The organism is Paraburkholderia phymatum STM815 (genome assembly GCF_000020045.1).
GTDB lineage: Bacteria > Pseudomonadota > Gammaproteobacteria > Burkholderiales > Burkholderiaceae > Paraburkholderia > Paraburkholderia phymatum.
Genome location: NC_010623.1, coordinates 808973 through 835673 on the forward strand (window position 1 = coordinate 808973; position 26701 = coordinate 835673).

Here is a 26701-nt window from a genome sequence, read left to right on the forward strand (position 1 = left end):
TGGCTTTTCGCCTTGTTCGGCGCGTCGCGTCATTCCTTCACTTGCGCCTGCACGTTGACAGCGGGCCAGCCGCCGCCGAGCGCCTTGTAAAGCTGTACCGTGTCGGACAGTATTTGCTGGTGATTGGTCAGCAGATCCAGTTGCGCTTGAAGCAGCGTGCGCTCCGTTTCGAATACTTCCAGTTGCGACACGATGCCTTCACGCAATTGCGACTGCATCTGCTCGTTGACGACGCTTAGGCGCTGTACTTCCTGCTGCAATTCGACGCGCTGCTGCTTGTGCGAATCCAGATTGACGAGTGCGTTCTCGACTTCCTCGAATGCGCCCATCACCGTTTGCCGGTATTGCTGCTCGGCGACTGTCGTTTGTGCTTCCGTCGTTTTCACGTGAGCCCGCACACCTGGATCGAGCAGCGGAATATTGAGGCTCGGCATGAAGCCGAACGTGAACGACTTCAGCAGATCGGACAGCGCAAAGCTCGCCGTGCCCCCATGTCCTGTCAGGCTGATGGTCGGCAGTTGCGCGAGCTTGGCTTCGCCGACCAGGTTATACGCTTCGAGCACGCGCAATTCCGATGCGACGATATCGGGCCGCCGCGACAGCAACTGCGAAGGCAGCCCACCCGGAACGGGCGGCAATTGCACGCGTTGCTGCAGGTGTCCGACGGGCACGGTGAATTCGCCTGCCGGTACGCCGATCAGCGTGCACAGCGCGTTATTCGCAAGGCTGCGCGAACGGCGCAAATCGAGCAGATCCTTGGTTAGACGATTGACCTCCGCCTGTTGACGCATCACCTGCGTCTTCGGAATCAGGCCGTTGCGGCTCATACCGTCATAGATCGACAGAATGGTGCGGTTCTCATCGACCATTTTCTGTTGCGCGACGATCTGGTCGTCGAACTGGAGAATCTGGAAATAGGTGGTCGCCACATTCGACACGAGTTCGAGATAGCCCGCGCGCCAGTCGGCTTCCGTTGCGTGGAATTCGGCCTTTTGTGCCTGTACGCCTTTTTCCACCTTGCCCCAGATGTCGATGTCCCAGTTAACCTGGGCCGCCACGTTGTACTGCTTCGTGAACGGCTGCCCCGTGACCTTCTGGAAGTTGGCGCCTGCGCCGAGATCCGCCGTAGGCAGTGCACCTGCCTGCGCCTCGCCGATCTGCGCACCGGCTACGTCGATGCGAGCGGCCAGGACCTTGATGTCGAAGTTGCCTGCGATCGCCTTGGCGATCAGGTCATCCAGATACGGGTCATGGAAGCCTTTCCACCAGTCGGGCACGATGGTGTCGGCGGGCGACACGAGCGAGCCCGTCTTGTCGGACCACGCTGCCTTGGCGGGCGTGTCGGGGCGCTTGTAGTCGGCCATATGAACATCGACGCAACCGGCCAGCAAAGCGGCACACGCGGCAGCCGCACTGAAGGCGCGTGCAACGGCAGCGATGCGACGCTTGCACTGCCCTTCGCGGCGGTCGCCCGCATGATGGCGGGCCGGCGAATCGAAGTTCGAACAGCAGGCGGCGAACAAATCAGGCAACGCAGACACGATATTCTCCGATCTTTCCCGGCTGTACTGCACGTGCAGAGCGCGCCTTTCAAGTAAAGCACGTCCAGCGCGGCATCTCTATCGATGTCGGCGGATTTCGTTCGGCGTGGAATACGTGCGGTGACGCGGCGGTCGTGTGGACAGGACGATTGGCTTTTCTATCTTTTTGACAACGTGTGATGCTGCTTGCTTCCGTAGTCTTCAGGAAGCCCGCGGAGGCTGGTCTGAACCTCCGCGGGTAACGCCGGGTGCTTAGTGCACGGTGACGTTGTTGTTGGCCGTCATCGTCGGCTTGATCGTCGTGTTCAGGCCTTCCGCGAACGCGTTGTTGTTGCCGCTCACGTTGCTGATGTTCATTTGCTGCGAGATCAGCTGCTGTGCGTCGACGTGCTTGCTGCCGTCGAAGTCGAGCTTGATGCTCGGGAAGTACGGATAGGCGAGGTAGCCGCCGCGGACAGCCTTCATCGACTTGCTGTCGAGTTCTTCGGTGACGGACAGGTCTTTGATCATCAGTGCGCTCATGACAGTTCTCCTAAGAGGGTAGCGAAGATTCGCCAAGGTGTTTCGGGTTTGGGTTCGAGCATCTTGTCTGCTCGAGCCTCACTAACGCATAGGCTGTGCCAATTGCACTGCCAGAACCGCGAAAATCCAGCGAAGCCTTGCTGTCATTAGGTCTCGTGTCAGACCTTCTTTGCGCATACGAAAGTCAGGTGCTTTGTTCAGGCCGCCATGTGCCGTCGCACGGCCAACATTCGACCGGAAACTGTTGGATTGCAGAAGACATTACTCAGAACACATCAAAACAGCACGAACAATCTCTATTGAGCACACACGTTCGTTCACTTCGCGATCACGGTGATCTTCTTCGAATAGACGGGCGGATTGTGCGGGATGTGGTTCTCGTCGCCCATGAGCAACTGGAGCGTGTGCTTGCCGGGCGGCAAGGTAACCGTCGTTTCCGTTTCGCCAGCGCCGAAATGCAGATGCTGGCGATCGGAGGGAATCTCCTGATCCATCGGCGGCAACTCCGTGTCGATCAGCAAATGATGGTGGCCGGTGTTCGCATACTTGACGCCCTTGGGCGCGACGCCCATGTAGCGCAAGCCAAACCATACGCGAAACGGCTTGTTGGCGGGCACGACCTGTCCGTCGTTCGGGTAGCCGATATAAGCGTGGGCATCCTTCGGCGCCGGCGTCGGCCCCGCGAACGCCATATTCATCGAAGTGAGAGCGGCAAGCGCCGCAGCGGCGACAAGGTTCCTGATCATGGCTGATGCTCTCCGTCTTGCGTGGTGCGCGCCGGGCACGCAGGCGCATGGTGCACGCGTGCTCACTTCACGATGATGGTGATCTTCTTCGAATAGACGGGCGGATTGTGCGGCACGTGGTTGAAATCGCCGAGCAGCAGTTGCAGCGTATGTTTGCCGGGCGGCAGTTCGATGCGCGCATCCGTTTCGCCTGCGCCAAAATGCAGGTGATTCCGGTCAGAGGGAATTTCCTGATCCATCGGCGGCAGGTCCGTGTCGATCAGCAGATGGTGATGCCCCGTGTTCGGCACATTGACGCCTTTAGGACACACGCCCATATTGCGCAAGCCCATTCGCACCCAGAGCTTGCCACCCGTAATAACGGTGCCGTCCGCCGGCCAGATGATGTACGTCTCGGCACCCGGGGGCGAGGGCGTGGGGCCTGCCAGTACCTGCGCCGAAGCGAGAAAGAGCGCGCCGATAGCCGCGAGCCTTATTCTTCTTTGCATTGCGCATCTCCCAGGGAGGGTCAGTGCTGCTTGCTTCCGCTTTAGCTTAGGACGTAACTTGTCAAAAAGATACGCCATGCTCGTTAACCTTCTGACGTTCTCACTGCGTGCTATCTTTTGTGAAAGTGATCTGCGCGATGGGGTGCCTGACAATGGCGTCGCGGGTGCCGGGCTGCATGAATAACGGCGACGGTCATGAGCGAGCCGCTTCGTCCGATGACAAGGTTCTGTCCAGAACTTCCAGAACAACCAGGATCTGAAAATGTGGCGAAAACTCCTGCTGGTATGCATGATCGGCGCACTCCAGATGCGAGGAGCCGACGCGCAAATGCTTCCACGCGGCGCGCACGATGCCACTTCCCATGTTGCTGGAAACAGCGCGCTCAGCAGCCGCACTGCTACATCGACGCGCAAGATCGCGCTTGTGATCGGCAACGCGAGCTATCCTTCGGGCGCCTTGACCAATGCATCGGGTGATGCGCAAAGCGTCGCCGATATGTTGCGTGCACAAGGCTTCGATGTCGTGCTTCGCACCGATGCCACTGCACAGCAGATGCGCGATGCACTCGCCGATTTCCGCCGCCGCTTGCAGCCGGGCGGCACCGCGCTGTTCTATTTCGCGGGCCACGGCTTGCAGACGGGAACGAGCACGCGGCTGGCATCCACTGCCGCCGATACCCGTGCGCCCGCCACGTTGATCACGCAGAGCATCGACTTGTCGAGCGTATTCGACGCACTCGCCGCGCCGCGCGCGCATGCCGTCAATCTGATCGTTCTGGATGCTTGTCTCACACAACCATTCCCGCCTGCGCACCTGACGACACCGCTGCCCGCACAAACCCTCGTCGCCTACGCGACGGCGCAAGGCGGCAAAGCCGCCGATGGAACCCGTCATGGCATCTTCACGGGCGCATGGCTGCGTGAAATGCGCCGCGCGCCGGATCAGCCCGTCGACGCGATGTTCATCCACGTAGCGCGACGCGTTGCAGAAGAAACAGACGGCGCGCAAAGCCCGTGGTCCGCGTCGTCGCTGACAGAGCCGGTGCATGTTTTCGCTGCCGGGCATCCGTCGATGCAAACCGGCGATCAGGCGAACCTCGTCGTCGCACTGAACAGTCGCGGCATTCTGCCTAAAGACAGCAACGAGCAATATGAACTGACATTCTGGGAATCGATCAAGGACAGCAATTACGCAAGCGACTATGAAGCGTATCTGAAGGCGTATCCGAATGGCCGCTTTGCGACGCTCGCCAAGGCGCGTATCGACAGGCTCAAGGCTTCCGCGCAGGCAACACCGCCAGCGACGCACGCGGCACCCGCATCCGCGCCGCCGCGCCCGGCGGCCGCTGGGGCTCCCGCGCCAACACCGACGCCGTCGCCCGCTCCGCAAGCCGCACCCAAGGCGGCGGCAACGCCGGCCCCGGCGCCCGCCTCCGCGCCCGCAACCGCGCACGCAGCGGCCGGCGGCGAGACCAGGGACTGCGCGGCCTGCCCCGTGATGATCTCATTGCCAGCAGGCTTGTTCACGATGGGCAGCAACTCCGACGATCCCTCCGAGAAGCCGCCGCATCGCGTGACGATTTCCGCCCCATTCGCGATCGGCAAATACGAAGTGACGGTCGAGCAATGGAACGCCTGCGCGGACGTCAACGGATGCCCCAAGCTGACACCGGAAAGCAATTCCGTGAAGAACGCACCTGCGCGCGATCTCAGTTGGGACGATGCACAGGCCTACGTGAAATGGCTTAGCAAAATCACGGGCAAGACTTATCGCCTGCCGACCGAGGCCGAATGGGAATATGCAGACCGCGCGGGCACGACGACGAAGTACTGGTGGGGCGATTCGATGCGCAAGGGCATGGCCAACTGCAAGGACTGCGGCGATCCGTATCACAAGGAGGCGCCGGAACCAGTCGGCAGTTACGCGGCGAATCCGAATGGCCTGTACGACATGAACGGCAGCGTGTGGGAATGGGTTGGCGACTGCTGGCATAACTCATACCAGGGTGCGCCCAACGACGGCCGCGCATGGGATGCGCCCGGCTGCAATATGCGCGTAATCCGCGGCGGTTCGTGGCGCGAAGGCGGCGACTACATGCTGACATCGACGCGCTTCAAGTACAGCCAGAGCGTGCGCCAATCGCAAGACGGCTTTCGCGTCGTGAAAGAACTCAAGTGATGTGATATGGCGAGAAGCCCGGGCACCGGCGCGCGCTTCTCAGTGCGCGCGCGCCTTGCTCGTGATCTGCGCGAAGTCGGCGACGATATGATCCTGGCCGTATCTGGCGGCAAGCTGCTTGAGCCGCGCATCGAGTGCGCGCAGGTAGTCCGCACGCGATTCGCTCTCGGGGCGCGGCGCATCGAAAAGCGGTGCAGGCGTGATCAGCAGAACGACCATCTCCTGACCGAACGGCTTCGAAATGATCCAGTCGCCGCCGCTGCCCACGGTTGCCGAATAGTTCGCGGGCGCCTGATTACCCTTTACGCGCGGCCCGGGCACCATATGCACGACAGTGCCGTCGAGCACGTAGTAGTCGATATTCACATACGAGTCGTAGCCCGGCGTTCTCACATCAACGACTAGCGGGTCACCCTCGGTCAGCACGCCATTCGGCATGCGGGCTGTCAGCGAGGCGATGTGTCCCGCCTGCCAGTTGTGCGTCCAGTAAGAACCGAGTTGCTTCAGCACGTCGCATTTGTCGCTGCTCACGTGCTGCACGTCCACCTTCGTCGACGCGATGCCGGGCAAAGTTCCGAGACGCTCGTTGACCTGCGCCTCGCCGTGCTGCGGCACGAATCCGCGTACCTGTACCGCGCGATCCCGAATCTGCGCGGCAAGCGCCGAACACGGCAAAGAAGCGAGCGCCGAGGTGACGGCTGCGAGTGTCGGCGGCGCAGGCGGGGCCGGCGTACTCGCGGGCGGCGTGGCCGCAACTTCAGGCTTCGACGGCGCAGCAGGCGTAATGGGCTGCACAGGCGTCACGCCGCCGGCTCGTGATCCACTTGCATCGGACGCGGCAGTCGTCTGTTGCCCCGCATTCTCCTGCTCGAGCCTCTGTGACGCGCGATAGAAGTACAGCGCGCCGCCCGCCGCGCACGCGAGCGCGAGTCCCGCCACGCCGGACTTCATCAGCAAGCCCGTGCGATCGCCGCCGCCCGTGGGTTTTGACGCGGACGCACGCTCCTGCGCACCGAACTCCTCGACGAAGCGCGACACCGTCGGCGTGCGCGCCTTGCGGTCGAACGCCAGCGCGGCGCGCAATGCACGCCATTGACGGTTACCGAGGTTGTCGGGCCGCTGCGGCTGGCGGTTCGCCGCGCGTGCTTGCGTCGCCGATTGACGGTCGAACGGGTGACGGCCCGTTAACAGCTCGTAGGTGATGCAGCCGAGCGCATAGATGTCGTCGCGTGGATCGGGCTCGAGATGTTCGAGCATTTCCGGGCTCGCATAGGCGGGCGTCAACGCGCCGAGGCTGCCGGGATCGAACACGGTGGCATCGCTCTCTTCTTCGGGACGCTGAAACACGCGCGCAATGCCGAAGTCGATCACCTTGACCTCGCCGGTGTCGGTGAGAAACACGTTGGCGGGCTTGAAATCGCAATGCACGAAGCCGCGCTCGTGCGCGTACGCCAGCGCGCTCGACATGCCGCGCACGATGGGCAGTGCGGACTGCAACGGCATGCCCTTGAAATCCGGCGTGCGTAGTATCTGGCTGAGCGGCTTGCCGGACAGATACTCCATCGTCAGATAGACAATCGCGCCATCGCGGTCGAAGTCGTACACGGTGACGATATTGCGGTGCGCGAGCACCTGTGCCTTGCGCGCTTCGCGCTGCAATGCGATCAGCGACTTGGGGTTGCCGCGGAACTGCGTATTCAGCACCTTGATCGCGAGATAAGGCTTGCGGTCCGACGCTTCCAGCTTGCGCAGATCGAGCGCCTTGTACACGGTGCCCATGCCGCCCACGCCGAGGCATTCTTCGAGCACGAAGCGGTTATTCAGCGTATCGCCCGTGCCCTTCACCTGGTCGAGGTTCGATGTGGGACCGTCATTCGTGCGGGCCGGCGGCGGCGTGACGGGGTGCTCGGGCACCGTCTGCATGCGCGTTTCCTCGCCGCCCGCCGCGGCAAGATGCGACACGGGCATCTGTTCGATACGGCGGCGCACTTCCGCGTAGAGGTCGGGAGGCAACGGCTTCCTGACCTGTGCTTCGCCGAGTATTTCGAGCAGACGAGCCGAGCCGACACCTTCCGTAGTGAGCGTGCTGTCGAGTTGAGCGACGAACGCGTCCTGCGTGAGCGCGCCGCTCTGAAAGTCCCGAATCACGTGCGCAAGGCTGGCCATGTGTTCAAAGCGCTGCAGCTCCCGTTGGTCGAAGAATTTCCCTGTCGTAACCAATTACATGTGCTCGTTCGATAGTAGCCCGCACGTATGCCTTTCGCAAACCAGGATTGGCCCGCGACACAGGCGGACGTCATGTGTCGCGGTTCATCCAACAGCTCCGAGCGTTCAGTTGGCCGCTAGCCATCAACTCTGCAGCCCTGCCTTGGCTCGAAACGCTCCGCTCGAACCGACCTCCTTCGTGCGAAGCCTCGTGCATCAAGGCTTACGCAGTTTTTCGCCAGTCTGCTCGCATGACTGGCACAGCCTATGCATTAGTGAGGCTCGAGCAGACAAGATGCTCGAACCCAAACCGAAACACCTTGGCGAACCTTCGCTTCCCTCTTAGGAGAACTGTCATGAGCGCACTGATGATCAAAGACCTGTCCGTTACCGAACAACTCGACAGCAAGGCCATGAAGGCCGTTCGCGGCGGCTTCGTAGCCTACCCGTACTTCCCGAGCCTCAAACTCGACTTCGACAACAGCAAGACGGTCAGCGCCCAGCAGCTTGTAAACCAAGGTCTGAATATCGACAACGTCAGCGACAACAACAACGCTTTCGTCTCGCATCTGCCGACCACGATCAAGCCGACGATGACGGCCAAGAACAACGTCACCGTTTCGTAAGACACCATACACAGCCGACGGGGACCGGGAGCGCCACTTGTCCGGCGCTTCCCGGCAAACCGCTGCCAACCTCTTTCCCTGGAGAACGATTATGTCGTCCATCATGATTCGCGATATCGACGGCGAGCGCACACTCGGCCGCCACGAAATGTCCGCCGTGTCTGGCGGTACGGGAACGCCCGGTCTCACCGGCAACTCGTGGCTCGCGGGCCTCGGCCCCGTCGCCAACGTCAACATCGGCATCAATCAGAACATCACGCAGGCGCAGTTCATCAATGTGGAAACGCTGAACAACAGCATCGTCGGCCCTGGCGTGAAGCTGCCGAACATCAACCTCAGCCCGAAGCTCGTGGCCAATACGAACGCCGTGGTGTAACGGCGCGCTGTCGTGGAGGACCGGGGGCCTCCGCACAGCGTCCGCCATGCTCGCCAGCCCACACCGCAGCGAGCCTGAATTGCCTATACTGGTTGTTCGAGTCCCGAGCGTTGCCGTCATCCGTCGAAACGCACATCGGTCGCGACGGCACTACGCGATATTTCTTCTGGAACAGCCATGCCCAAGCTCGTCATCAAGGATCTTCCCGAAAGCGTCGAACTCGATCGCGCGGCGATGACCGCCATCGTCGGCGGTGCACGAACGGGCGGACGCTTCTTCGGCGTCACCGCGCAGGCGTTGCCCGCGGCGACGCGCGTCGTCGACTATCCCGTGGGTTTTCCGACAGCCGCACGCCAACCCGTCGACGAACGCATACCGCCGCAGAGTCTCTTGCGCAAATAACAGCGTTCTCTGTTTTCTTCACATGCCGCTTGCCTGATCGCTAGCGGCATGCGTTTGCATGTCTACGCAGCTAGAGCGAGCCGCCTGATTCCCACGCGTCTGTTCCGATCCGCCAACGCTGCACGCGTGGCGGTGTGGACGTCGCCAACACTTTCTCGGTCCGCTCCCGGCCAACCCTGCGTATACACGCCGGCCCGGTGCGTTATTCCTTTGTGTGGCGGCGCTTGTAAAGCGCAATGTGTGCTGCCGCACAGTGCGGCTTCAAATCGGCATATGCGTTGCGGCATGAAAAGCGAGCGCCGAATCGTGCTCGTCAAACCCGCATCAGGAGAACTGCCATGAAAACGATTGTCGTCATCAAGGATCTACCCGCACCTACCGATCTCGAACGGAATGCAACCGCGCTAACGCCTGAAACGATGAAACGCATCGTCGGCGGAGCGACGAACGTGATGGTCGATGGCACGCGTCCCGGTACCGTCGATGCTTTCGGCATCGACTGCGCGATTTTCGAAGGACGGATCAAGGGGACGATGATCTGAGCGGCGCGGCGCGTGAGGGCCTCTCTGTGAGGGCCTCTCTGTGAGGGCCTCTCTGTGAGGGCCTCTCTGTTTGTTGTGGTTGGAGAGGCCTGGATCGCTGATGCGCGATGTCATCGGAGAAGAAGAAAGAGACGGATCGCGCCGGATGAGGAGTCCGGCATCGCCCCAGCCAGAGCTAGATCCGCCATGCGATGCATTATCGGCCCGTGCGCCCGCCGCGTCATTACGCAAGTGAGTAAAGGACTCTTTCTCGATGCGTCAAAATTGGGCTGCGCACGCCCATCCGCTAAGATAGCGGCCCAGACCCGATCCGACCTCACGACGCACGCCGCCTTGCCGACCTTCACACTTCCCTCCGCGCTCCAGGCAGAGCTAGAAATCCGCAAAAGCCGCTTCATTGCCTACGCGATTCCCGTCGCCGACCGCGACGCCGCGATGGACGAACTGCGGCGTCTGCGCGAGGCGCATCCGGCGGCCACGCACGTCTGCTGGGCACTGCTGGCGGGCGGCCAGTCCGGCATGTCGGACGACGGCGAACCGTCCGGCACCGCAGGGCGCCCGATCCTCGAAGTGCTGCGTCATCACGATCTGGACGGCGTGCTGGCCGCTGTCGTGCGCTATTACGGTGGCGTGAAGCTCGGCGCGGGCGGCCTCGTGCGCGCGTACACCGACGCGATCGCGACCGCGCTACAGGACGCGCCGCGTGTCGAGCGAATCGCGCTCGCATCGCTGGAGATCGAAATCGGCTATGCCGACGAAGCTCGCGTGCGCCGCTGGATTGAACAGGAAAATCACGTGCTGGAAGCGAGCGCGTACGGCATGAGCGTGCAATTGACGATACGCATGCCCGTCACGGCGATCGATGGCGCCCGCGAAGCGCTGCGCGACATGACGCAAGGCCGCGCCGTTTTCCGCGATTCGGCCTGAGCAAACGCAAAGCAAAACGCAAACGGCCGCACGCCAGAAAGGTACTGCGTGCACGCCGCCGTCATCAGCCATCTTCAGGCGATCACGCGGAAGTAGTACGGAAGGCCCTCGCGATCGTTCATCTGCGGGCCGGCGCAACCTCTTCGACGGTGATCTCCTTGAGTGCCGCCGTCGACATGATCTTGCGTACCGGGTTCACAAGCCCTGAATCGCCTCGTCGACATGCTGTTGCGTCGTCAGCACATTGATGCGGATTGTCGCGGGGTCGTCCGCATGGTTCAACGCGATCTCGATCGAGCCGCGGCGCGGCGTTGCACCGGCGGCGACGATGGACGACACGGCGCTTCGAACGCCGCGCCAAATAAAAGGGTCCGGCAGAACTGGCCGGACCTTGTTTGTTTCAGTGCCGAATGGAAGCGATCAAGCTTCGCCTGCCGTAGCGGCGGGCGCCTGTACGGTCACGGGCGCTTCGACGACGGGCGCGGTGGTTTTGGCAGGCGCCTTCTTTGCTGCCGCCTTTTTCGCCGGAGCCTTGGCCGCAGCCTTCTTCGCAATGACACGCTTGCCAAGCGTCGGCGCGGCAGATTTCGCAGCCGCCTTTTTAACTGCCGTCTTCTTGCCGGCGGACTTCACAGCAACTTTCTTCGCAACTGTCTTCACGTCCGCCACCGATGCGCTTTTCACAACCTTGCGGCCTGCCGACTTTGCGGTTACTGCCTTCTTAGCGGTGGCTTTCTTAGCCGTTTTCTTTGTTGCAGCCTTGAGCGCTACAGCGGGTTCCGAACCAGCCGCCGACGCATCGATCAAAAACTTGCTACGGTCTTTCACGTCCTTGATCCATGCCGGCGGGCGAGCATGGCCACTCCATGTTGCGCCCGTCTTCGGATCGCGGTATTTGGGCGGCAATTTGCCCTTCGCCGCCGTTGCGGGTTTCGCGCGTGCCGTTTTGGTACCGAGTAGCCGCTCCGAGCGTTCGCGCCGCGCTTTGGCTCGCCGCTCGATATCTTCGGTGGTCAGTCCGTGCTTGATCATCAGTTCGCGAATCTGGTTCAACGCGCCGTGCGCCCGTTTAGCAATGAGTGCTTCGGCTTGCGTCTGGAGTTTCTTTATACGTGCCTGGATGATTTCCAATGTAGCCATTATTGCCTCCCTTTGAATTGCATACGCGGACTATGCCACGGAACTGCTTAGAAGCGCTATCGTTTTAAAGCTTGAGTAAGAAAACCGTTGCACATCGTTACATCGTAGTCTTAAGCCATGCATCGGGTTTGTCGCGCGTCGTGCTTTAAACGTATTTTTTGGATCGCATTCGATGCAACGAAACTGGCTTTTCTCTTCCAAACGTTAATTCCTTCGTACGCCAATTGCTGCATGGCCGCATGCCTGCGTCCAACAGGAGGACACTGATAAACTTTCAGCGAGCTTTTCCTTTGCGCTTATTCGCGCCTCGGCGTGCTCTTTGACGACCGCTTCGACATTGGGAGGAATTGATGGAGCACGCGTACGTCCAGCTGCTGCATCTGCTTGCGGGCCACACTGCCTGGACGCTGGTCGTCGTGTTTCTTGCCGCATTTCTCGAAGCCGTCGCGATCATCGGCACATTCATACCTGGCAGCACGGCAATGTTCATTGCAGGCGCGCTGGTCGGCACAGGCACGCTGAATCTCGGCTGGCTCTTTGCAAGCGCGATTGTGGGTGCCGTGGCAGGCGACGGCATGAGCTACTGGGTCGGCCGTCGCCATAAGGACAGGATAGGCAGGCTCTGGCCGTTCAGCACGCATCCGGGCCTGCTCGAAAGCGGTCAGAAGTATTTCGACAAACACGGCGCAAAGAGCGTGGTGTTCGCGCGCTTTGCCGCTCCACTGCGCGCCATCGTTCCCGTCGTCGCTGGCATGCTCGAAATGCCGCCCATGCGCTTCTACGCGATGAACCTGCTTTCGGCGTTACTGTGGGCACCCGCGCATATTCTTCCCGGCGTCGTGTTCGGCGCATCGATCCAGCTGGCGGGCGCTGTCTCGTTCCGGCTCGTTGCGGCGCTTGCAATCGTCGTGGCAGTCGTATGGCTTTGTTTCTGGATCATGCGCGTGGTCGTTTCGCACGCGCGCGTCTGGGCCAGCGCATCGCGCAGCAGCATTGTGAACTGGGCGCGCGATCACGAAGCGCCCTATGGGCAGCTGATCTATCGCATCGTCGATCCCGAGCGCGCGGCCATTGGTCTGCTGATCGGTATTTCGGTGTTTGTTCTGCTATGCGCGGGTGTCTTCTTCGGCGTGATGCAGGACGTCGTCGCCGGCGACCCGCTCGTCCAGGTGGATGCGTCGGTCTATCGGTTTCTTAAATCCGCGCAGGCGCCGTGGTTCGGCGAAGCACTCGCGCGCTTGTCGACGCTCGGCAGCGTCCCGACGCTCGCCGCGCTCGTCGTCGCGTCGATCGTCATGATGGGCTATGAGAAGCGCTGGCGCACGATCATCTATTGGCTGATCGCCGTGCTCTTCTCGCAGTTGCTGATCTTTGCGATGCAGGCCATCGTGCACCATGCGCCGCCCGCCGCTGCACGTTCTGACCTGTTTGCATTTCCCAGTGACCACGTCGCCGCCAGCGTCACCGTGTACGGCTTTCTTGCCTTCGTGGTCGCGCGCCGCGTCAGTATGTTGACGGGCATTGCCGTGACCGCGCTCGCCAGTATGATCGTCATTGCCGTTGCGTTTGCAGGCCTGTATTCGGGGCGCTTTGCGTTCTCGGATGCAGTCGGCGGCGCGGCGTTCGCGGCCGTGTGGGTGGCCGTGGTCGCACTGACGGCCGTATGGCGGCACCCCGAAACGCCGCCTTCGCGCGAATACATGCCCGCCGTGCTGCTGATCGTGCTGTGCGTGAGCGTCGGCTTGCAGAACGGCTTCGGGCGTCAGCCGGATGCGGCGGCTCACGCGCGTCAGCGCCCTCCCGTCGTCGTGACGCAAACGCAATGGATGGACTCGCTGTGGAAACAGTTTCCCTGCTATCGCTCCGACATGAAGGGCGACCGGCGCGAACCGATCACCGTGCAATGGACGGCAGACCAGCAGCAGATCGTCGAGCAGTTGCGCAGCAGGGGCTGGCTGGAAGGTACGCGTTTCAATTCACGCAGTCTGTTCTCGCTCGTGTCGCCCGATGTGCCCGCGATGGATTTGCCCGTGCTGCCCAAGCTCAACGACGGCGAACCGTCGGCACTCGTGTTCAGCCATCAGCGCGAGCGCCGCGACGAGCGCGACGTGCTGCGCTTCTGGCGCACTAACTATGCCGTCGCGCAGCGCAATGGCACGCCACCCACGCCGATCTGGCTCGGCTCGCTCGTGCACGAACGTCTGCTGCGCCCTTCCTGGCCCTTCAACGTGCTGCGCACCGACAGGCAGCTGGAACCGCTGATTGCCACACCGTCCCGTGACGGCGAATGGCGTGAACTCGAACTGTCGAGCAGCATGGGATGCACGGATATTCCCGTCACGTTATTCGGATCGAAAGCGCGATAGGCCGTATCGCTTTTGACTTCCGTTAGTACGACCGTGCCGGGTTTAGCCATGCAACAATGAATGCGCACCTCACACGACGAAGCGATGCAATGCGCAAGCAGCAAGGAGCAAATTGCAATTGGTCGATCTCCAGCCGTCGGCAGTTTCTACCTGGGGCGCAGCCGTCGTCTTCGCGAACGTGCTGCTCACGCGCCTCGGCATTCCCGTTCCCGCCGTGCCCATGCTGCTGCTCGCGGGCACGGCGATCGCCAATGGACATCTGTCGTTCTGGCATGTGCTGACGGCCGCGCTCGCAGGCGCGTTGATCGGCGACGGCGCGTGGTTCACAGCGGGCCGGCTGCTTGGCCGCAAGCTGATACAGGCACTCGCGCGTTTGTCGGCGTCCGTCGAAACGCGCATGCGCAAGGCGCGCGCGCTGTTCGTTCGGTTCGGACCTGCGATCGTCTCCGTCTCGAAGTTCGTGCCGGGGCTCGCGATCATCACCCCGCCGTTGATGGGCACGACGCGCGTCGGCATCGTGATTTTCTTCGCGTGGGACGCGGTCGGCATCATCGCGTGGGCAACGTTCTGGCTGCTTGGTGGCGCCATTTTCGAGCGCCAGCTCAGCCGCCTGATCTACGAAGTGCGCGTGCACGGCTGGACGATTCTCGACGTGCTGTTCGTCATTACGGCATGCTATCTGGCGTTCCGCTTTATGCAGCGCTGGCGCATGCAACAGCCGCTCTTGCTTGCGCCCGTGGCGCCCGAACAGGTCGACGCGATGATGCGTGCCGACAAGCCGCCCATCGTTCTCGACGCCCGCCCCGAGGAAGTGAAGCGAGAAACGCCGCAGTCCGTTCCCGGCGCCGTGCCTCTCGACATCCGCTCGCCTGACGCAGTCGACGCCGCTTTGTTGGCTCGCGATGTCGTTGTCTATTGCATGTGCGCCGACGACGCCACCGCAAAAGCGCTCGCGCAAAAGATGCGCAACCGGGGCTATACGCGGGTTCGCGCGCTAAGAGGCGGGCTCGACGCATGGGAACGACGCGGCTATGTCGTCGAACCTTCGGACGAATCGGGCAATGCCGCTGCGCACTCGATGCGTGAAAAAAGCCGCACGTCGCCGCAGCAGCCGGGCATCACATTGCGAGGTATCGCCCCGAGAAGGCTTCATTCGACCGCGTTTTGATGCAGTTCCGTTCCGGCGTCTTAACGCCGCTCAATTGCGCGCCACTTCCTGAACGGGCGCAAGACCACCGACCACGATCCGGTCACGCCCCGTCGCCTTCGCCTGATAAAGACTGCGGTCGACCTCCTGCAACCATGTGTGATAGTCAGGCAGATCGTCCGTTAGCTGGGCAATGCCGACACTGATCGTGCATGGGCATTCCTTCGACGCCTCTTTGGTCTTTTCCCTCACGCGCTGCACCAGTACCTTCGCGATAGTGTGCGCTTCGCGCAGCGTGGCGCCCGGCAATACTACGCCGAACTCCTCGCCGCCATATCGCCCGATGCTATCGCCCCCGCGGAAGTGACTGCGTAGCAGGTCGGCGAACGATTGCAGCACCGCGTCGCCGGCAGGATGGCCCATCGTGTCGTTGATTCGTTTGAAGTGGTCGAGATCGATCAGCATCAGACACGACGCATAGCGATTCGCGCGGCAACGTTCGAACTCGTCGGCGAGCAGCCCTTCCCAATGCCGGCGATTCCACAAGCGCGTCAAGCCGTCGGTACGGCTCAGATGTTCGAGTTCGCGCGTGCGCTGCGCGAGTTTCAGCGACAAGCGATAACTCGTGAAGCCCAGCGCAAGCGGATAAATGAGGAGAAAAGGCAAGCACGCGAGAATGGTCGGCATTTGCGACATCGGCGAGAACATAAAGCCAACCGTGACAAGTCCCACCAGCACGCCGAGCACATGGGCAATCACGCCGCGTGCAAAAAGAGGCAGACCGCCTGCGCCGATGTTGTTCATGCTGACCATCGCGAGAATCAGCGCGGCGGGGAGCACGTTGAAGCGCATCGCGACGACCCAGAAGCCGCCGAACATCGCGTCGATCATCAGGTTCAGGTGCTCGCCGCGAAACGGCACCTCGCAAGCCAACGCTGCGCGACGCGCGACATGCGGCCAGACGAAACCATGAAAAACGAGCAGCGACCATAGCACCGCGCCCCGATGCTGGAGCACAAGGACGGACGCGACGCAGAAGAAGCCGAGCCCCAACCCCGCAATGCGCAAACGGTAGACGCGCTCGACGAAGCTCTTCCCTTGCCCGGTCCCGCTTTTCGTTGCCAACTTCATCGATCCCCGAGCAAGTGACTGCGAGATTGAGGGTGCGCGCGTGAATATACCGCGCGCTAACGCCTCCATCTGCGCCAAGCTTTGATACAACCGTTGCAGTTTTCGATGCGAACGCAACGTAGTCGATTGTTATAAAAATGATACCAGCATACGCAGGAGCCAATTAATCCATTTACGAAGTGGAAACGCTTCTGTCGCTTTTCGTCGTTTCCATACAAGCCGCGCTAAGCGTTAAACGTTTGCGAGCTGCCGGACATGTCGGCGCGCGGGATCGGGGCGGCAAGCGGTGAAAGCGATATGAGGCAAACGAACCGGCTCAAATGATTCAAAAGCGGTGCAACACAACTCATGAGGCTCGCGCTCGATGGCCGCTGATCAACGGCACGGGAGAAGCTGCCGGGATTTCGAAGCCGCGCTGCGTCAGCCACACTTCCTGTTGCAGCCAGTCGCGAAACACGGCAGACATGCGGCAGGTCGCCCTGCTCGCCGGGCGAAACAACGCCGGACGGAAACGTTGACGCAAAGTGCAAATGTTAAGCGGCATTTGCGTCACGCGCTTGTCATCGTACCGACATACTGGCCTTGCAGGATCGGAAATCCCCCCGACCATCCCGAGGCCCAGGCCATGCCGGAACTCTCATATCCGCAAACAGGCGCTTCCACTGCCAAAAACCGCAACTTGGGACTTGCCATTTTCCTGATTGCACTTGTTGCAGGCGCAATCTACTGCGCGTTTCAATTGATCGGCGACCTCGAGTCCGTGCGCATGGGCTCGATCGTGCCTTATCTGCTGCTCGGCGTTGCCCTGCTGATCGCGCTCGGCTTCGAGTTCGTCAACGGCTTTCATGACACGGCAAACGCCGTCGCAACAGTGATCTATACACATTCGCTTGCGCCCAGCGTAGCCGTCGTGTGGTCCGGCACGTGGAATTTCCTCGGTGTGCTGACTTCGAGCGGCGCAGTCGCGTTCGGCATTTTGCAGTTGCTGCCCGTCGAACTGATTCTCCAGGTCGGCAGCAGTGCAGGCTTCTCGATGGTTTTCGCACTGCTCATCGCGGCAATCATCTGGAATCTGGGAACGTGGTGGTTCGGTCTGCCGTCGTCGAGTTCGCACACGCTGATCGGCTCGATCATTGGCGTCGGTCTGATGAACGAGATGCTGCATGGAGCGGACGGCACGAGCGGCGTCGATTGGAGCCAGGCTGCCGGTGTCGGCAAATCGCTGCTGTTCTCGCCGCTGATCGGCTTTCTGCTCGCGGCGATCCTGCTGGCGGTGCTCAAGGGCATCGTGCGCGTGCCCGCGCTGTACGCAGAGCCGAAAGGCAAAGAGCCGCCGCCCTTCTGGATTCGCGCGCTGCTGATCCTGACGTGCACGGGTGTGTCGTTCGCGCACGGCTCGAACGACGGACAGAAAGGCATGGGTCTCATCATGTTGATCCTGATCGGCACGGTACCGACGGCATACGCGCTGAACAAGGCCGTCACCGCAAGCGAGACGCAAACCTTCCTCGCCGTCTCGCAGCAGGCTTCGACCGCGATCGGCAAGTATGCGGCGCAAGGTGTGCCCCCCGTCGTCGCACCGCGCAGCGAAGTGGAAAACTACGTGCGCACGCGTCAGATGACGCCTGCAACGGTGTCCGCGCTGCAGAAGCTGACGGAACAGATCGGCCAGCAGGTGAGCGCATCGGGTTCGATGGCGAACGTGCCGCAAGACAAGGTCGATAACGTGCGCAACAACATGTATGTCGCGTCCGAAGCGATCCGTCTGATGGAAAAAGCGAAACAGCCCGCGTTTGCAGCGGACGACGCCAAGGCGATCGACAACTTCAAGAAGCAAATGGATCACGCGACCAAGTTCATCCCGACGTGGGTGAAGGTCGCCGTTGCGATCGCGCTGGGTCTCGGCACGATGGTAGGGTGGAAGCGTATCGTCGTGACGGTCGGCGAGAAGATCGGCAAGCAGCATCTGACCTATGGCCAGGGCGCATCGGCCGAACTCGTCGCAATGGTCACGATCGGCGCCGCCGACCTGTACGGCTTGCCCGTGTCCACGACGCACGTGTTGTCCTCGGGCGTAGCAGGCACGATGGCGGCCAACGGCTCGGGCCTGCAATGGGGCACTGTGCGCAGCCTCGTGCTTGCATGGGTACTGACACTGCCGGCATCGATCGCGCTGTCCGCGGGTCTCTATTGGCTGTTCCGCCATCTTTTCTGACGGCGTCCAACGAAAAAAAGCGCGGCAGTTGCCGCGCTTCTTTCATTCAACCTTCGTCAGCCTGAAAACCGCGCTCAATAGACATCCGGCACGATCATCGAATCCGGCACGGGATGGCGGATGTACTCTTCGTGGAAGACGCGCTCCGGCAGCACGATCGACGGATGTTCGATCTCGTGATACGGCACCTGGCTCAGCAGATGATTGATGCAGTTCAGGCGAGCGCGTTTCTTGTCGACGGCCTGCACGACCCACCACGGCGCTTCGGGAATGTGGGAACGCTGCAGCATCACTTCCTTCGCTTGGGTATACAACTCCCAACGGCGACGGCTCTCCAGATCCATCGGGCTCAGCTTCCATTGCTTGAGCGGATCGTGAATGCGCGCCTGGAAGCGGATCTCCTGCTCTTCATCCGTGATCGAGAACCAGTACTTGATGATCTGCACGCCGCTGCGCACGAGCATCTTCTCGAACTCGGGCACCGAGCGGAAGAACTCTTCGTATTCGTCGTCGGTGCAGAAACCCATCACACGCTCGACACCGGCGCGGTTGTACCAGCTGCGATCGAACAGCACCATTTCGCCGCCTGCGGGCAGGTGGCTGACATAGCGCTGAAAGTACCACTGCGTGCGTTCGCGGTTGTTCGGCGCGGGCAGCGCCGCGACGCGGCATACTCGCGGGTTCAGGCGTTGCGTGATGCGCTTGATTGCGCCTCCCTTGCCGGCCGCATCGCGGCCTTCGAAGATCACGACGAGTCGATGACCCGTCTTGACGATCCAGTCCTGCAACTTGACGAGTTCGCCTTGCAGACGAAACAGCTCGCGAAAATAGTGCTTGCGCAATTCGCGCGCTTCAGGCGTGAAGCCTTCCGGGCCGTCGAGGATACGGTCGTCGACTTCCATTTCGAGCTCCTCGTCGTATGCATCGACGAGATCCTCTTCGAAGCGTCGCTGCCGTGCGGCGAGCGATGCGGCGTCAAGTTCGTGCTCGGATTCCTTCATCACACTGGCTCCTGTTTCTTCCGTTCGACGGAAAGGATTTACGCTGCGCGCGGGCTCTTGTGATTGTGAGCTTTCCGGGTGTCATTCATATTACTCCCTTGCAGCATGGGCGTGCTTTCCAGCCTCGTTAGAGCCGTTTGGCAATGCTGACTTCATGTCCATCCGGATCGCGGATATGAAAATAGCGCTCGCCCCATGTTGCATCGGCAGGTGCCGCCTCCGGGCTGTATCCCGCCGCAAGCGCCTTGCGATACACCGCATCCACGTCGGACACATGCACGATCACGCGCCCCCACCACAGCACGGGTCCTCTCGTGTCGAGGATCAGGTTCAGATAGGTGCCTCCGAAGCCGAAGGACGTGAACGACTCGCGTGGTCCGCCATACGACAGCGGAAATCCCAGCGCCTGGTAGAACGCAACGGCGCGCTCCATATTATGGGTCGCAAGCGTGACCGCGCTCAGTCCTTCGAATCGCGGCTCCGCGGCATTGCCAGGTGATTGAGGCTGGTTCATCGCTTCCTCCTGCATCCGAACGTAAAAACAGCGGGCACCGCCCGTCGGCGACGCCCGCTGTCAAGCGAACCGGCTGGGCGCCGCACGAATCGACGGGGCGCCCAGGTCTGCCGTTCGATCAGGGTATCACTCGCGTCACGCCACGTCCGCGCGGATCGGATACGGCTTCCGGCGTTTCGCCGTCGATCTTGATCGCCTGAATGTCGCCGTTGAAGCCCTGCGCCTGCAGCTTGTAGCCCTTCGCCTCCACTTGCTCGGCAAGCGCGCCACCGATGGGTGCGTACGGCTCCCAGAAAATCGTGTTCGGCGGCAGCAACTGATGGTGAAAGCGCATTGCGCCAACCGCTTCCTTCAGCGGCATGTTGAAGTCGTAGACGTTGTTGATCACCTGGAAAATCGACGTGAAGATGCGCGATCCGCCGGGTGTGCCAATGACCAGCGACACCTTCCCGTCCTTCGTCAGAATGGTTGGCGTCATCGAGGACAATGGGCGCTTCGTCGGTTCGATCGAATTCGCGTCGCTGCCCACCACGCCGAACATGTTCGGCACGCCAGGCTTCGATGCGAAGTCGTCCATTTCGTCATTCAGGACAATGCCCGTGCCTTGCGCCACCACACCCGAACCGAAATAGCCATTGATCGTATACGTGTTCGAAACGGCGTTGCCCCATTTGTCGACCACCGAGAAATGCGTCGTCTCCGCCTTCTCAGGCATCGACATGCCGAGGCCCGCGACCACGCTCTTCGTGTCCGACGGCGCAGACGGATTGACTTCCGATGCACGTCTTGCGATGTATTCGTCGTTAGTCAGTTGGGCGATGGGCACCTTGTAGAAATCCGGGTCGCCGAGATATTGCGCGCGATCTGCGAAAACCCGCTTTTCGATTTCCGAAATGAGGTGAATGTACTGCGGCGAATTCAGATCGATGCCTGCGAAATCGCTCTTCAGATCCGCTTTCATCTTCAGCAACTGTACGAGTCCAATGCCACCCGAACTCGGCGGCGGCGCAGTGATCACGCGGTACCCGTTCCAGTTCGCCTGCACCGGCTGACGCCACACGGCCTTGTACTCCTGCAGATCGCGCTTCGTGATCAGGCCATGCCCTTTCATCGACGACGCAATCAGGTCGGCCGTCTTGCCGTGATAGAAGTCGCGCGCCCCCTGATCCGCGATGCGCATCAATACGGCGGCGAGATCCGGCTGTTTGAAATTGACGCCCTCTTTCAGATTGCCGAAATAGGTATCGAAGTTCGTCTTGCCCGCAAAATCCTTCTCGGCATTCTCTCGCCGCTTTGCCAGTTGCGCGTCGACTTCGAAGCCATCGCGCGCATACCCGATCGCGGGCGCGAGAACCTGCTTCCATTTCAGCTTGCCGAATCGATGCTGCGCTTCCCACATGCCGGCAACGGTGCCCGGCACGCCCACCGCGTCATAGCCGACCAGGCTCTTGCCTTTGATCACGTTGCCCTGATCGTCGAGATACATGTTGCGTGTCGCAGCCAGCGGCGCACGCTCCCGGTAGTCGATGAAATACGGCTGGCCGTTCACATACAAGGTCATGAAACCGCCGCCGCCGATATTGCCCGCCTCGGGGTAGGTGACGGCCAGCGTGAACGCAATGGCGACGGCGGCATCGACCGCGTTGCCGCCCTCCTTGAAAATCTGTTCCGCTGCATCAGCGCTGTACTTGTCCGCCACCGCGACAGCCGATGCGTTCAGTACGGGCTGCTGTGTAGAAGGTGTTTTTGCGTAAGCGGGCGCGGATTCAAGAAAGCCGGCTGAGGCAGTCAACAGTCCGGCGAGACTCAGTGCTGTTGCAGAGAACTTTGCCTTATCGATTAGTTTCAATGCGTGTCTCCCAAAAAGATTATTCATTAAACAAGCGAAAAGCCTGTCTTGGGCTTATAACACGCAAAGCGGGCATTTGCGAAACGGCCCAATGCTTGATGCATAGGGCCGTATTCATTCGCTTATTCGGGTCGCATTAAAGCGGTGACACAGCAACCGCGGATTCCTTGAGTACTTGCGAAGCCACTTCATCCACGGCAGCTTTGGCCAGCTTGACGATTTCATCGACTTCATCACGCGTCGTCACGAGCGGTGGTGCAAAGCCGAGGATGTCGCCGTGCGGCATCGCGCGTGCAATCAGGCCGCGCTGCATTGCGGCAGCCGATACACGCGGACCGACCTTCAATGCGGCATCGAATGGACGGCGCTCGTCCTTATGTGCCATGAATTCGAGCGCCGCCAGCATGCCCGCGCCGCGCACTTCGCCGACGAGGGGATGCGAGTCGAACGCAGCATGCAGCCGCTGCAGCAGATAGCCGCCGACATCGGTCGCATTCTGCGTGAGGTTCTCGCGCTCCAGGACGTCGAGATTCGCGAGCGCGGCCGCGGCGCAAACCGGGTGCCCCGAATAGGTCCAGCCATGCCCCATCGGACCATGTTCCTGCGAGCCTTGCGCGATCACATCCCAGACCTTTTCGCCGACGATCACGGCGGACAGAGGCGCATACGCGCTCGTCAAACCCTTCGCGACCGTGATGAGATCGGGTTCGATGCCGAAATGGTGCGCGCCCATCTTCGAGCCTAGCCGGCCGAAACCGCACACGACTTCATCGCTGATCAGCAGAATGTCGTGCTTCTTGAGCACCTTCTGGATTGCGGGCCAGTAGCCTGCGGGTGGCGGCAGGATACCGCCCGTGCCCATCACCGGCTCGCCGATGAACGCGGCAATCGTATCCGCGCCTTCGTGCGCAATGAGCTTCTCGAGTTCTTCCACGCAATAGTCGACGAACCGGGCTTCGTTCATACCTGCGGGCGCCTGGCGATACCAATGCGGACACACGGTATGCTTGACGCGATCGATGGGCAGATCGAAGTGCTGATGGAAACTCGGCAATCCCGTCAGACTGCCTGTGACGATGCCGGAGCCGTGATAGCCGCGCTGGCGTGAAATGATCTTCTTCTTGTTCGGGCGGCCCTTCACATTGTTGTAGTACCAGACAATCTTGATCTGCGTTTCGTTTGCATCGGAACCGGACAGGCCGTAGTAGACCTTCTTCATGCCCTTCGGCGACCAGTCGATAATGCGCGACGACAATTCGATGATCGTATCCGTCGAATGGCCGACATAGGTATGGTAGTACGCGAGCTTCTTCGCCTGCTCGTAGATCGCGTCGGCGACTTCCGTGCGGCCGTATCCAATATTCACGCAGTACAGGCCCGCAAACGCGTCGATGAACGACTTGCCTTGATGATCTTCAATGCGAATGCCTTTCGCGCCCGTGACGATGCGGCCGGGCAGCGCGCCGCTCGCGTGATCGTGAGCGTGCGTCGACGGGTGCATGAAATGCGCGCGGTCCGCGCTAAACAGTTGATCGAGCTGGGTCATGAGACACTCCGTTTGATCGATAATTGAATGAGACGCTCACGCGGCAAGCGGCCGGTGAACGGAAGCGACAGCGTCGGCGATAGGCAAGCCCAGCTGACCGAGACAGAAATAACGGGTTTCAACGAAGGCATCGAAGCCTTCAAGCCCGCCTTCGCGGCCGAGACCCGATGCCTTCATTCCGCCGAATGGGATCGGCGCGCCAGTGAACTTCGCGCCGTTCACGGAGACCATCGCGAAGTCCAACTGGCGTATCACCTGAAAGACCGTGTTCAGGTCTTTTGCGCACAGATAGGCGGCGAGACCGTGCTCCGTGTCGTTGGCGCGCGCGATCGCTTCCTGGAGCGTGTCGAACGGCGACACGGCTGAGATGGGCGCAAAGTTCTCTTCGTCGTAGACGCGCATGCCTTTTGCGGCATCGGCGATCACGGTCGGCTCGAAGAACCATCCACCACGAGCATGCGGCGTGCCGCCCGTGAGAATACGCGCGCCTTTGGCGCGGGCATCTTCGACGCGCTGTTGTGTCGAATCGAATGCGGCCTGATGCATCAGCGGCCCGACTTCGCTGCCGGGCTCGAATGCCGCGCCCACTTTCAACGCACGCACGGCCTGCGCATATCGTTCGACGAACGTGTCGTATACGGCCCGTGCAACGAGAATGCGATTCGCGGCGCAACAGTCCTGCCCCGACGTCTGAAACTTTGCGGCGACGGCAACGCGCACCGCCTGTTCGAGATCGGTATCTTCCGTCACGATGAACGGCGCATTGCCGCCGAGTTCGAGCGCCGTCTTCTTGATGCCGCTTTGCGCGGCGGCCTGCATGACGAGGCCACCCACACGCGTCGAACCCGTGAAGCTCACGGTGCGTACACGCGGATCGCGCACCAGCGTTTCCATCGCCATTTGCGGCTCGCCGAGCACGACATTGAATACGCCGGGCGGGAAGCCGGCTTCTTCCGCGAGTTGAGCAAGTGCCAGAGCGGAAAACGGCGTCTCGTGCGCAGGCTTCACGACGACTGTGCAACCGGCTGCCAGCGCGGCCGCCGCCTTGCGCGTGATCATCGCGTTGGGGAAATTCCACGGCGTGATCAATGCAGCGACACCGACGGGTTCCATCATCGTGCCGAGATGGGCGCCGTCGATGTGAGTCGGAATGGTGCGGCCATTCAGGCGCTTGCCTTCGTGCGCGAACCATTCGATGAAGCTCGCGCCATAAGCGATCTCGCCTTGTGCTTCGGCGAGCGGTTTGCCTTGCTCGAGGGCGAGTATGCCTGCCAGATCGTTACGATGACGCAACACGAGCTCGTGCCAGCGCAGCAGTAACGCCGCGCGTTTTGCTACCGGCACCCAGCGCCATGTTTCAAATGCTTTTTGTGCTGACGTTACTGCTTCGGTGATTTGCTGACGCTCCAGCATCGGGACGTGACCGATCACCTCCTGGTCCGCGGGGTTCTGCACCGCTATCGTGGACGCTGTCTCGCTGTGGACCCAGCGGCCGTCTATGTAACACAGGGACTTGAACAGAACGGGATGACCTAGCAGCATGGTTGCTCTCCTCTATGCGATTTCCTTATCGACACTTTAGTGGCGCTGCGCGCCGTGCTTTTTTTGTTCGCGGCTCTTGCGGTTCGTGTTTTTTCTGTTTTTTGCGTCGCCGCTTTCACATTTTCTTTGCCGTCATCCACGGGTTCTGCTTCGCTAGCACGGCCAGCGATCACGCCTCCCACTCGGGAAACCCTTCGCCGCCATCCTTCACTACCTTCGTCACCACATAAGTGAAATAACGCTCAATCCCAATCTCTTCGGTAAGCAAAGCATCGATAAACCGCTGATAGTGATCGATATCACGAGACACCACATGGAGCACATAATCAACGCCCCCGCCGGTGGCATGGCACTGCGTCACTTCTTCAGCAGCTAAAACCCGCTCCTCGAAGCGCCGCATATCCTGAGCGGTATGCCTCGCCAGCGTCACTTCGACGATAATGCGGCTACCCTTGAATGCTTTAGTCCAATCAATGTCTGTCCGATAACCACGAATCACACCACTCTCTTCAAGCCGCTTCACACGCTCCCACGCCGGCGAGATAGAGAGATTCACTTCCTCGGCGAGACGCGACTTCGTAATGCGTCCGTCCCCCGCAAGGATGCGAAGGATGGCAAGATCGTAGCGATCGAGTTTCATCGTCGGCACACGCCCCTAACGCTTCGCCAGATCAGAAACGGGAATGCCACGTTCGACGATATCGGCCACCACGGCCACCGTATCGCCGATATGCACCAGACCCGGAAAATGGCGCGCCGCAAGCAATCCACTGCGTTTCGCCCGGTATTCGACGGGGTCCGCCCCAGTGCGTGTCATGTCGTGCACGCGCGCAATCACATCGCCCGCTTCGACACTGTCTCCAAGGTCCTTGCAAAGTTCTAGCAACCCGTCGTGCTCGCTCGTCGTATAACAGCTGGCGTCCGGCATATCGAGCAAGGTGGTCGTGCGCGCTACATCGCCGACGCCGTCGCGTAACGACAAAACACCCGCGTTCGCGAGAAAGCCGCGCACACCCCGCTCAGTCACAGCAATGCTCTGCACCGTCGCCGTGCCGCCGCCGCCCAGTTCCGTCGATACAAATACCTTGCCCGCTTCCTCGACGGCCGTGTCGAACAAGCCGACGCTATCCAGTTCGAGCATCCGCATCGAATACGGTGCGCCGAACGCGCGCATCGCCGCTTCGCAACGCGCCTGCTGCTTCGCGTCGTCCAGCACATGCACGGCGGCGAACGGCACGAAATCGAGGGTGCGGCCGCCCGCGTGCAGATCGAGTACATAGTCCGCGAGCGGCAGCAGATAGCGCTGAAAGTAGTCGGCGATCTTCTCAGTGACCGTGCCGTCAGGTTTCCCCGGAAACGCCCGATTGAGATTGCCGCGATCGATCGGCGACGTGCGGCTGCCCGCACGAAACGCCGGGTAGTTCATGAACGGCACGACGATCACGCGCCCTTTTACGTCGCGCGCCTTCAACGTCGACGCAAGCTTCGACAACGCGATAGGCCCTTCGTACTCGTCGCCGTGATTGCCGCCCGTCAGCAGTGCCGTCGGGCCTTCGCCGTTGCGAATCACCGTGATGGGGATCATCACGGCGCCCCAGGCCGATGCGTCGTGCGAATGCGGCAGCTTGAGGAAGCCGTGCTGTTCGCCGTCTGCGTTGAAATCGACCGAGGCCGAAATGGGTGATGCCCGCATTGC

The 26701-nt window shown here is 61.1% G+C and carries 24 protein-coding genes; 9 read left to right on the forward strand and 15 right to left on the reverse strand.

Annotated features, from left to right (window positions below):
• Positions 1-29: 29 nt before the first annotated feature.
• From BPHY_RS19380 to BPHY_RS19395, 4 genes are all read right to left on the reverse strand, one after another.
• A complete protein-coding gene (locus tag BPHY_RS19380; RefSeq protein ID WP_041765152.1) occupies positions 30-1439 on the reverse strand; it encodes an efflux transporter outer membrane subunit in 1410 nt (469 codons plus the stop codon).
• A gap of 354 nt (positions 1440-1793) precedes the next feature.
• Entirely contained in the window at positions 1794-2063 is a 270-nt protein-coding gene (locus BPHY_RS19385; RefSeq protein WP_012403143.1) for a hypothetical protein, read from the reverse strand.
• 317 nt (positions 2064-2380) lie between these two features.
• On the reverse strand, positions 2381-2809 hold the full coding sequence (locus tag BPHY_RS19390) for a DUF4399 domain-containing protein (protein ID WP_012403144.1): 429 nt from the start codon (positions 2807-2809) through the stop codon (positions 2381-2383).
• A gap of 62 nt (positions 2810-2871) precedes the next feature.
• Positions 2872-3297 (reverse strand): DUF4399 domain-containing protein, encoded by a 426-nt coding sequence (locus BPHY_RS19395; protein ID WP_012403145.1) that lies wholly within the window; start codon positions 3295-3297, stop codon positions 2872-2874.
• A 262-nt stretch (positions 3298-3559) separates the two neighbouring features.
• Here BPHY_RS19395 and BPHY_RS19400 point away from each other — a divergent pair, with 262 nt between their 5' ends.
• Positions 3560-5476, forward strand: a complete 1917-nt coding sequence (locus tag BPHY_RS19400) for an SUMF1/EgtB/PvdO family nonheme iron enzyme (RefSeq protein WP_041764395.1) — start codon at positions 3560-3562, stop codon at positions 5474-5476.
• 39 nt (positions 5477-5515) lie between these two features.
• On the opposite strand, the gene BPHY_RS19405 is transcribed toward BPHY_RS19400, so the two are convergent.
• Positions 5516-7642, reverse strand: coding sequence for a serine/threonine protein kinase (locus BPHY_RS19405; protein WP_012403147.1), 2127 nt, complete (start codon positions 7640-7642; stop codon positions 5516-5518).
• A gap of 395 nt (positions 7643-8037) precedes the next feature.
• Here BPHY_RS19405 and BPHY_RS19410 point away from each other — a divergent pair, with 395 nt between their 5' ends.
• The 5 genes from BPHY_RS19410 (at position 8038) to BPHY_RS19430 (ending at position 10554) form a co-directional block, all read left to right on the forward strand.
• On the forward strand, positions 8038-8307 hold the full coding sequence (locus BPHY_RS19410) for a hypothetical protein (protein WP_012403148.1): 270 nt from the start codon (positions 8038-8040) through the stop codon (positions 8305-8307).
• 91 nt (positions 8308-8398) lie between these two features.
• Positions 8399-8683, forward strand: coding sequence for a hypothetical protein (locus tag BPHY_RS19415; protein WP_012403149.1), 285 nt, complete (start codon positions 8399-8401; stop codon positions 8681-8683).
• 177 nt (positions 8684-8860) lie between these two features.
• Positions 8861-9085: a hypothetical protein gene (locus BPHY_RS19420; protein ID WP_012403150.1), complete on the forward strand. Its 225-nt coding sequence runs from the start codon at positions 8861-8863 to the stop codon at positions 9083-9085.
• Positions 9086-9423: 338 nt separating this feature from the next.
• Positions 9424-9627, forward strand: coding sequence for a hypothetical protein (locus tag BPHY_RS19425; RefSeq protein WP_041764397.1), 204 nt, complete (start codon positions 9424-9426; stop codon positions 9625-9627).
• A gap of 333 nt (positions 9628-9960) precedes the next feature.
• Positions 9961-10554 (forward strand): IMPACT family protein, encoded by a 594-nt coding sequence (locus tag BPHY_RS19430; protein WP_052306134.1) that lies wholly within the window; start codon positions 9961-9963, stop codon positions 10552-10554.
• 195 nt (positions 10555-10749) lie between these two features.
• Here the strand turns inward: BPHY_RS19430 and BPHY_RS41800 are convergent, their stop codons facing one another.
• Both BPHY_RS41800 and BPHY_RS19435 read right to left on the reverse strand, forming a co-directional pair.
• The gene (locus BPHY_RS41800; protein ID WP_157686643.1) at positions 10750-10893 is read right to left on the reverse strand and encodes a hypothetical protein; all 144 of its coding nucleotides are present in this window, start codon (positions 10891-10893) and stop codon (positions 10750-10752) included.
• Between the two features lie 81 nt (positions 10894-10974).
• Positions 10975-11694, reverse strand: coding sequence for an H-NS histone family protein (locus BPHY_RS19435; RefSeq protein WP_012403154.1), 720 nt, complete (start codon positions 11692-11694; stop codon positions 10975-10977).
• Between the two features lie 350 nt (positions 11695-12044).
• On the opposite strand from BPHY_RS19435, the gene BPHY_RS19440 reads away from it, so the two are divergent.
• Positions 12045-14060: a bifunctional DedA family/phosphatase PAP2 family protein gene (locus BPHY_RS19440; RefSeq protein ID WP_012403155.1), complete on the forward strand. Its 2016-nt coding sequence runs from the start codon at positions 12045-12047 to the stop codon at positions 14058-14060.
• 118 nt (positions 14061-14178) lie between these two features.
• Entirely contained in the window at positions 14179-15228 is a 1050-nt protein-coding gene (locus tag BPHY_RS19445; RefSeq protein ID WP_041764399.1) for a VTT domain-containing protein, read from the forward strand.
• Positions 15229-15258: 30 nt separating this feature from the next.
• On the opposite strand, the gene BPHY_RS19450 is transcribed toward BPHY_RS19445, so the two are convergent.
• Positions 15259-16338: a diguanylate cyclase gene (locus tag BPHY_RS19450; RefSeq protein WP_012403157.1), complete on the reverse strand. Its 1080-nt coding sequence runs from the start codon at positions 16336-16338 to the stop codon at positions 15259-15261.
• Between the two features lie 625 nt (positions 16339-16963).
• On the opposite strand from BPHY_RS19450, the gene BPHY_RS19455 reads away from it, so the two are divergent.
• Positions 16964-18553 carry an inorganic phosphate transporter gene (locus tag BPHY_RS19455; RefSeq protein ID WP_012403158.1) on the forward strand — a complete coding sequence of 530 codons (1590 nt, stop codon included), beginning with the start codon at positions 16964-16966 and terminating at the stop codon, positions 18551-18553.
• 74 nt (positions 18554-18627) lie between these two features.
• On the opposite strand, the gene ppk2 is transcribed toward BPHY_RS19455, so the two are convergent.
• From ppk2 to doeB, 7 genes are all read right to left on the reverse strand, one after another.
• Positions 18628-19554, reverse strand: coding sequence for a polyphosphate kinase 2 (gene ppk2, locus BPHY_RS19460; RefSeq protein ID WP_012403159.1), 927 nt, complete (start codon positions 19552-19554; stop codon positions 18628-18630).
• 127 nt (positions 19555-19681) lie between these two features.
• A complete protein-coding gene (locus BPHY_RS19465) occupies positions 19682-20068 on the reverse strand; it encodes a VOC family protein (RefSeq protein WP_012403160.1) in 387 nt (128 codons plus the stop codon).
• Positions 20069-20186: 118 nt separating this feature from the next.
• Positions 20187-21917: a gamma-glutamyltransferase gene (ggt, locus tag BPHY_RS19470; RefSeq protein WP_041764401.1), complete on the reverse strand. Its 1731-nt coding sequence runs from the start codon at positions 21915-21917 to the stop codon at positions 20187-20189.
• 136 nt (positions 21918-22053) lie between these two features.
• Positions 22054-23463 (reverse strand): aspartate aminotransferase family protein, encoded by a 1410-nt coding sequence (locus tag BPHY_RS19475; RefSeq protein ID WP_012403162.1) that lies wholly within the window; start codon positions 23461-23463, stop codon positions 22054-22056.
• Between the two features lie 36 nt (positions 23464-23499).
• On the reverse strand, positions 23500-25005 hold the full coding sequence (locus tag BPHY_RS19480) for an NAD-dependent succinate-semialdehyde dehydrogenase (RefSeq protein ID WP_012403163.1): 1506 nt from the start codon (positions 25003-25005) through the stop codon (positions 23500-23502).
• Positions 25006-25174: 169 nt separating this feature from the next.
• Complete coding sequence (locus tag BPHY_RS19485; RefSeq protein ID WP_012403164.1) at positions 25175-25645, reverse strand: Lrp/AsnC family transcriptional regulator; 471 nt, start codon at positions 25643-25645, stop codon at positions 25175-25177.
• A 15-nt stretch (positions 25646-25660) separates the two neighbouring features.
• Positions 25661-26698 carry a N(2)-acetyl-L-2,4-diaminobutanoate deacetylase DoeB gene (gene doeB / locus BPHY_RS19490; RefSeq protein ID WP_012403165.1) on the reverse strand — a complete coding sequence of 346 codons (1038 nt, stop codon included), beginning with the start codon at positions 26696-26698 and terminating at the stop codon, positions 25661-25663.
• Positions 26699-26701 lie beyond the last annotated feature (3 nt).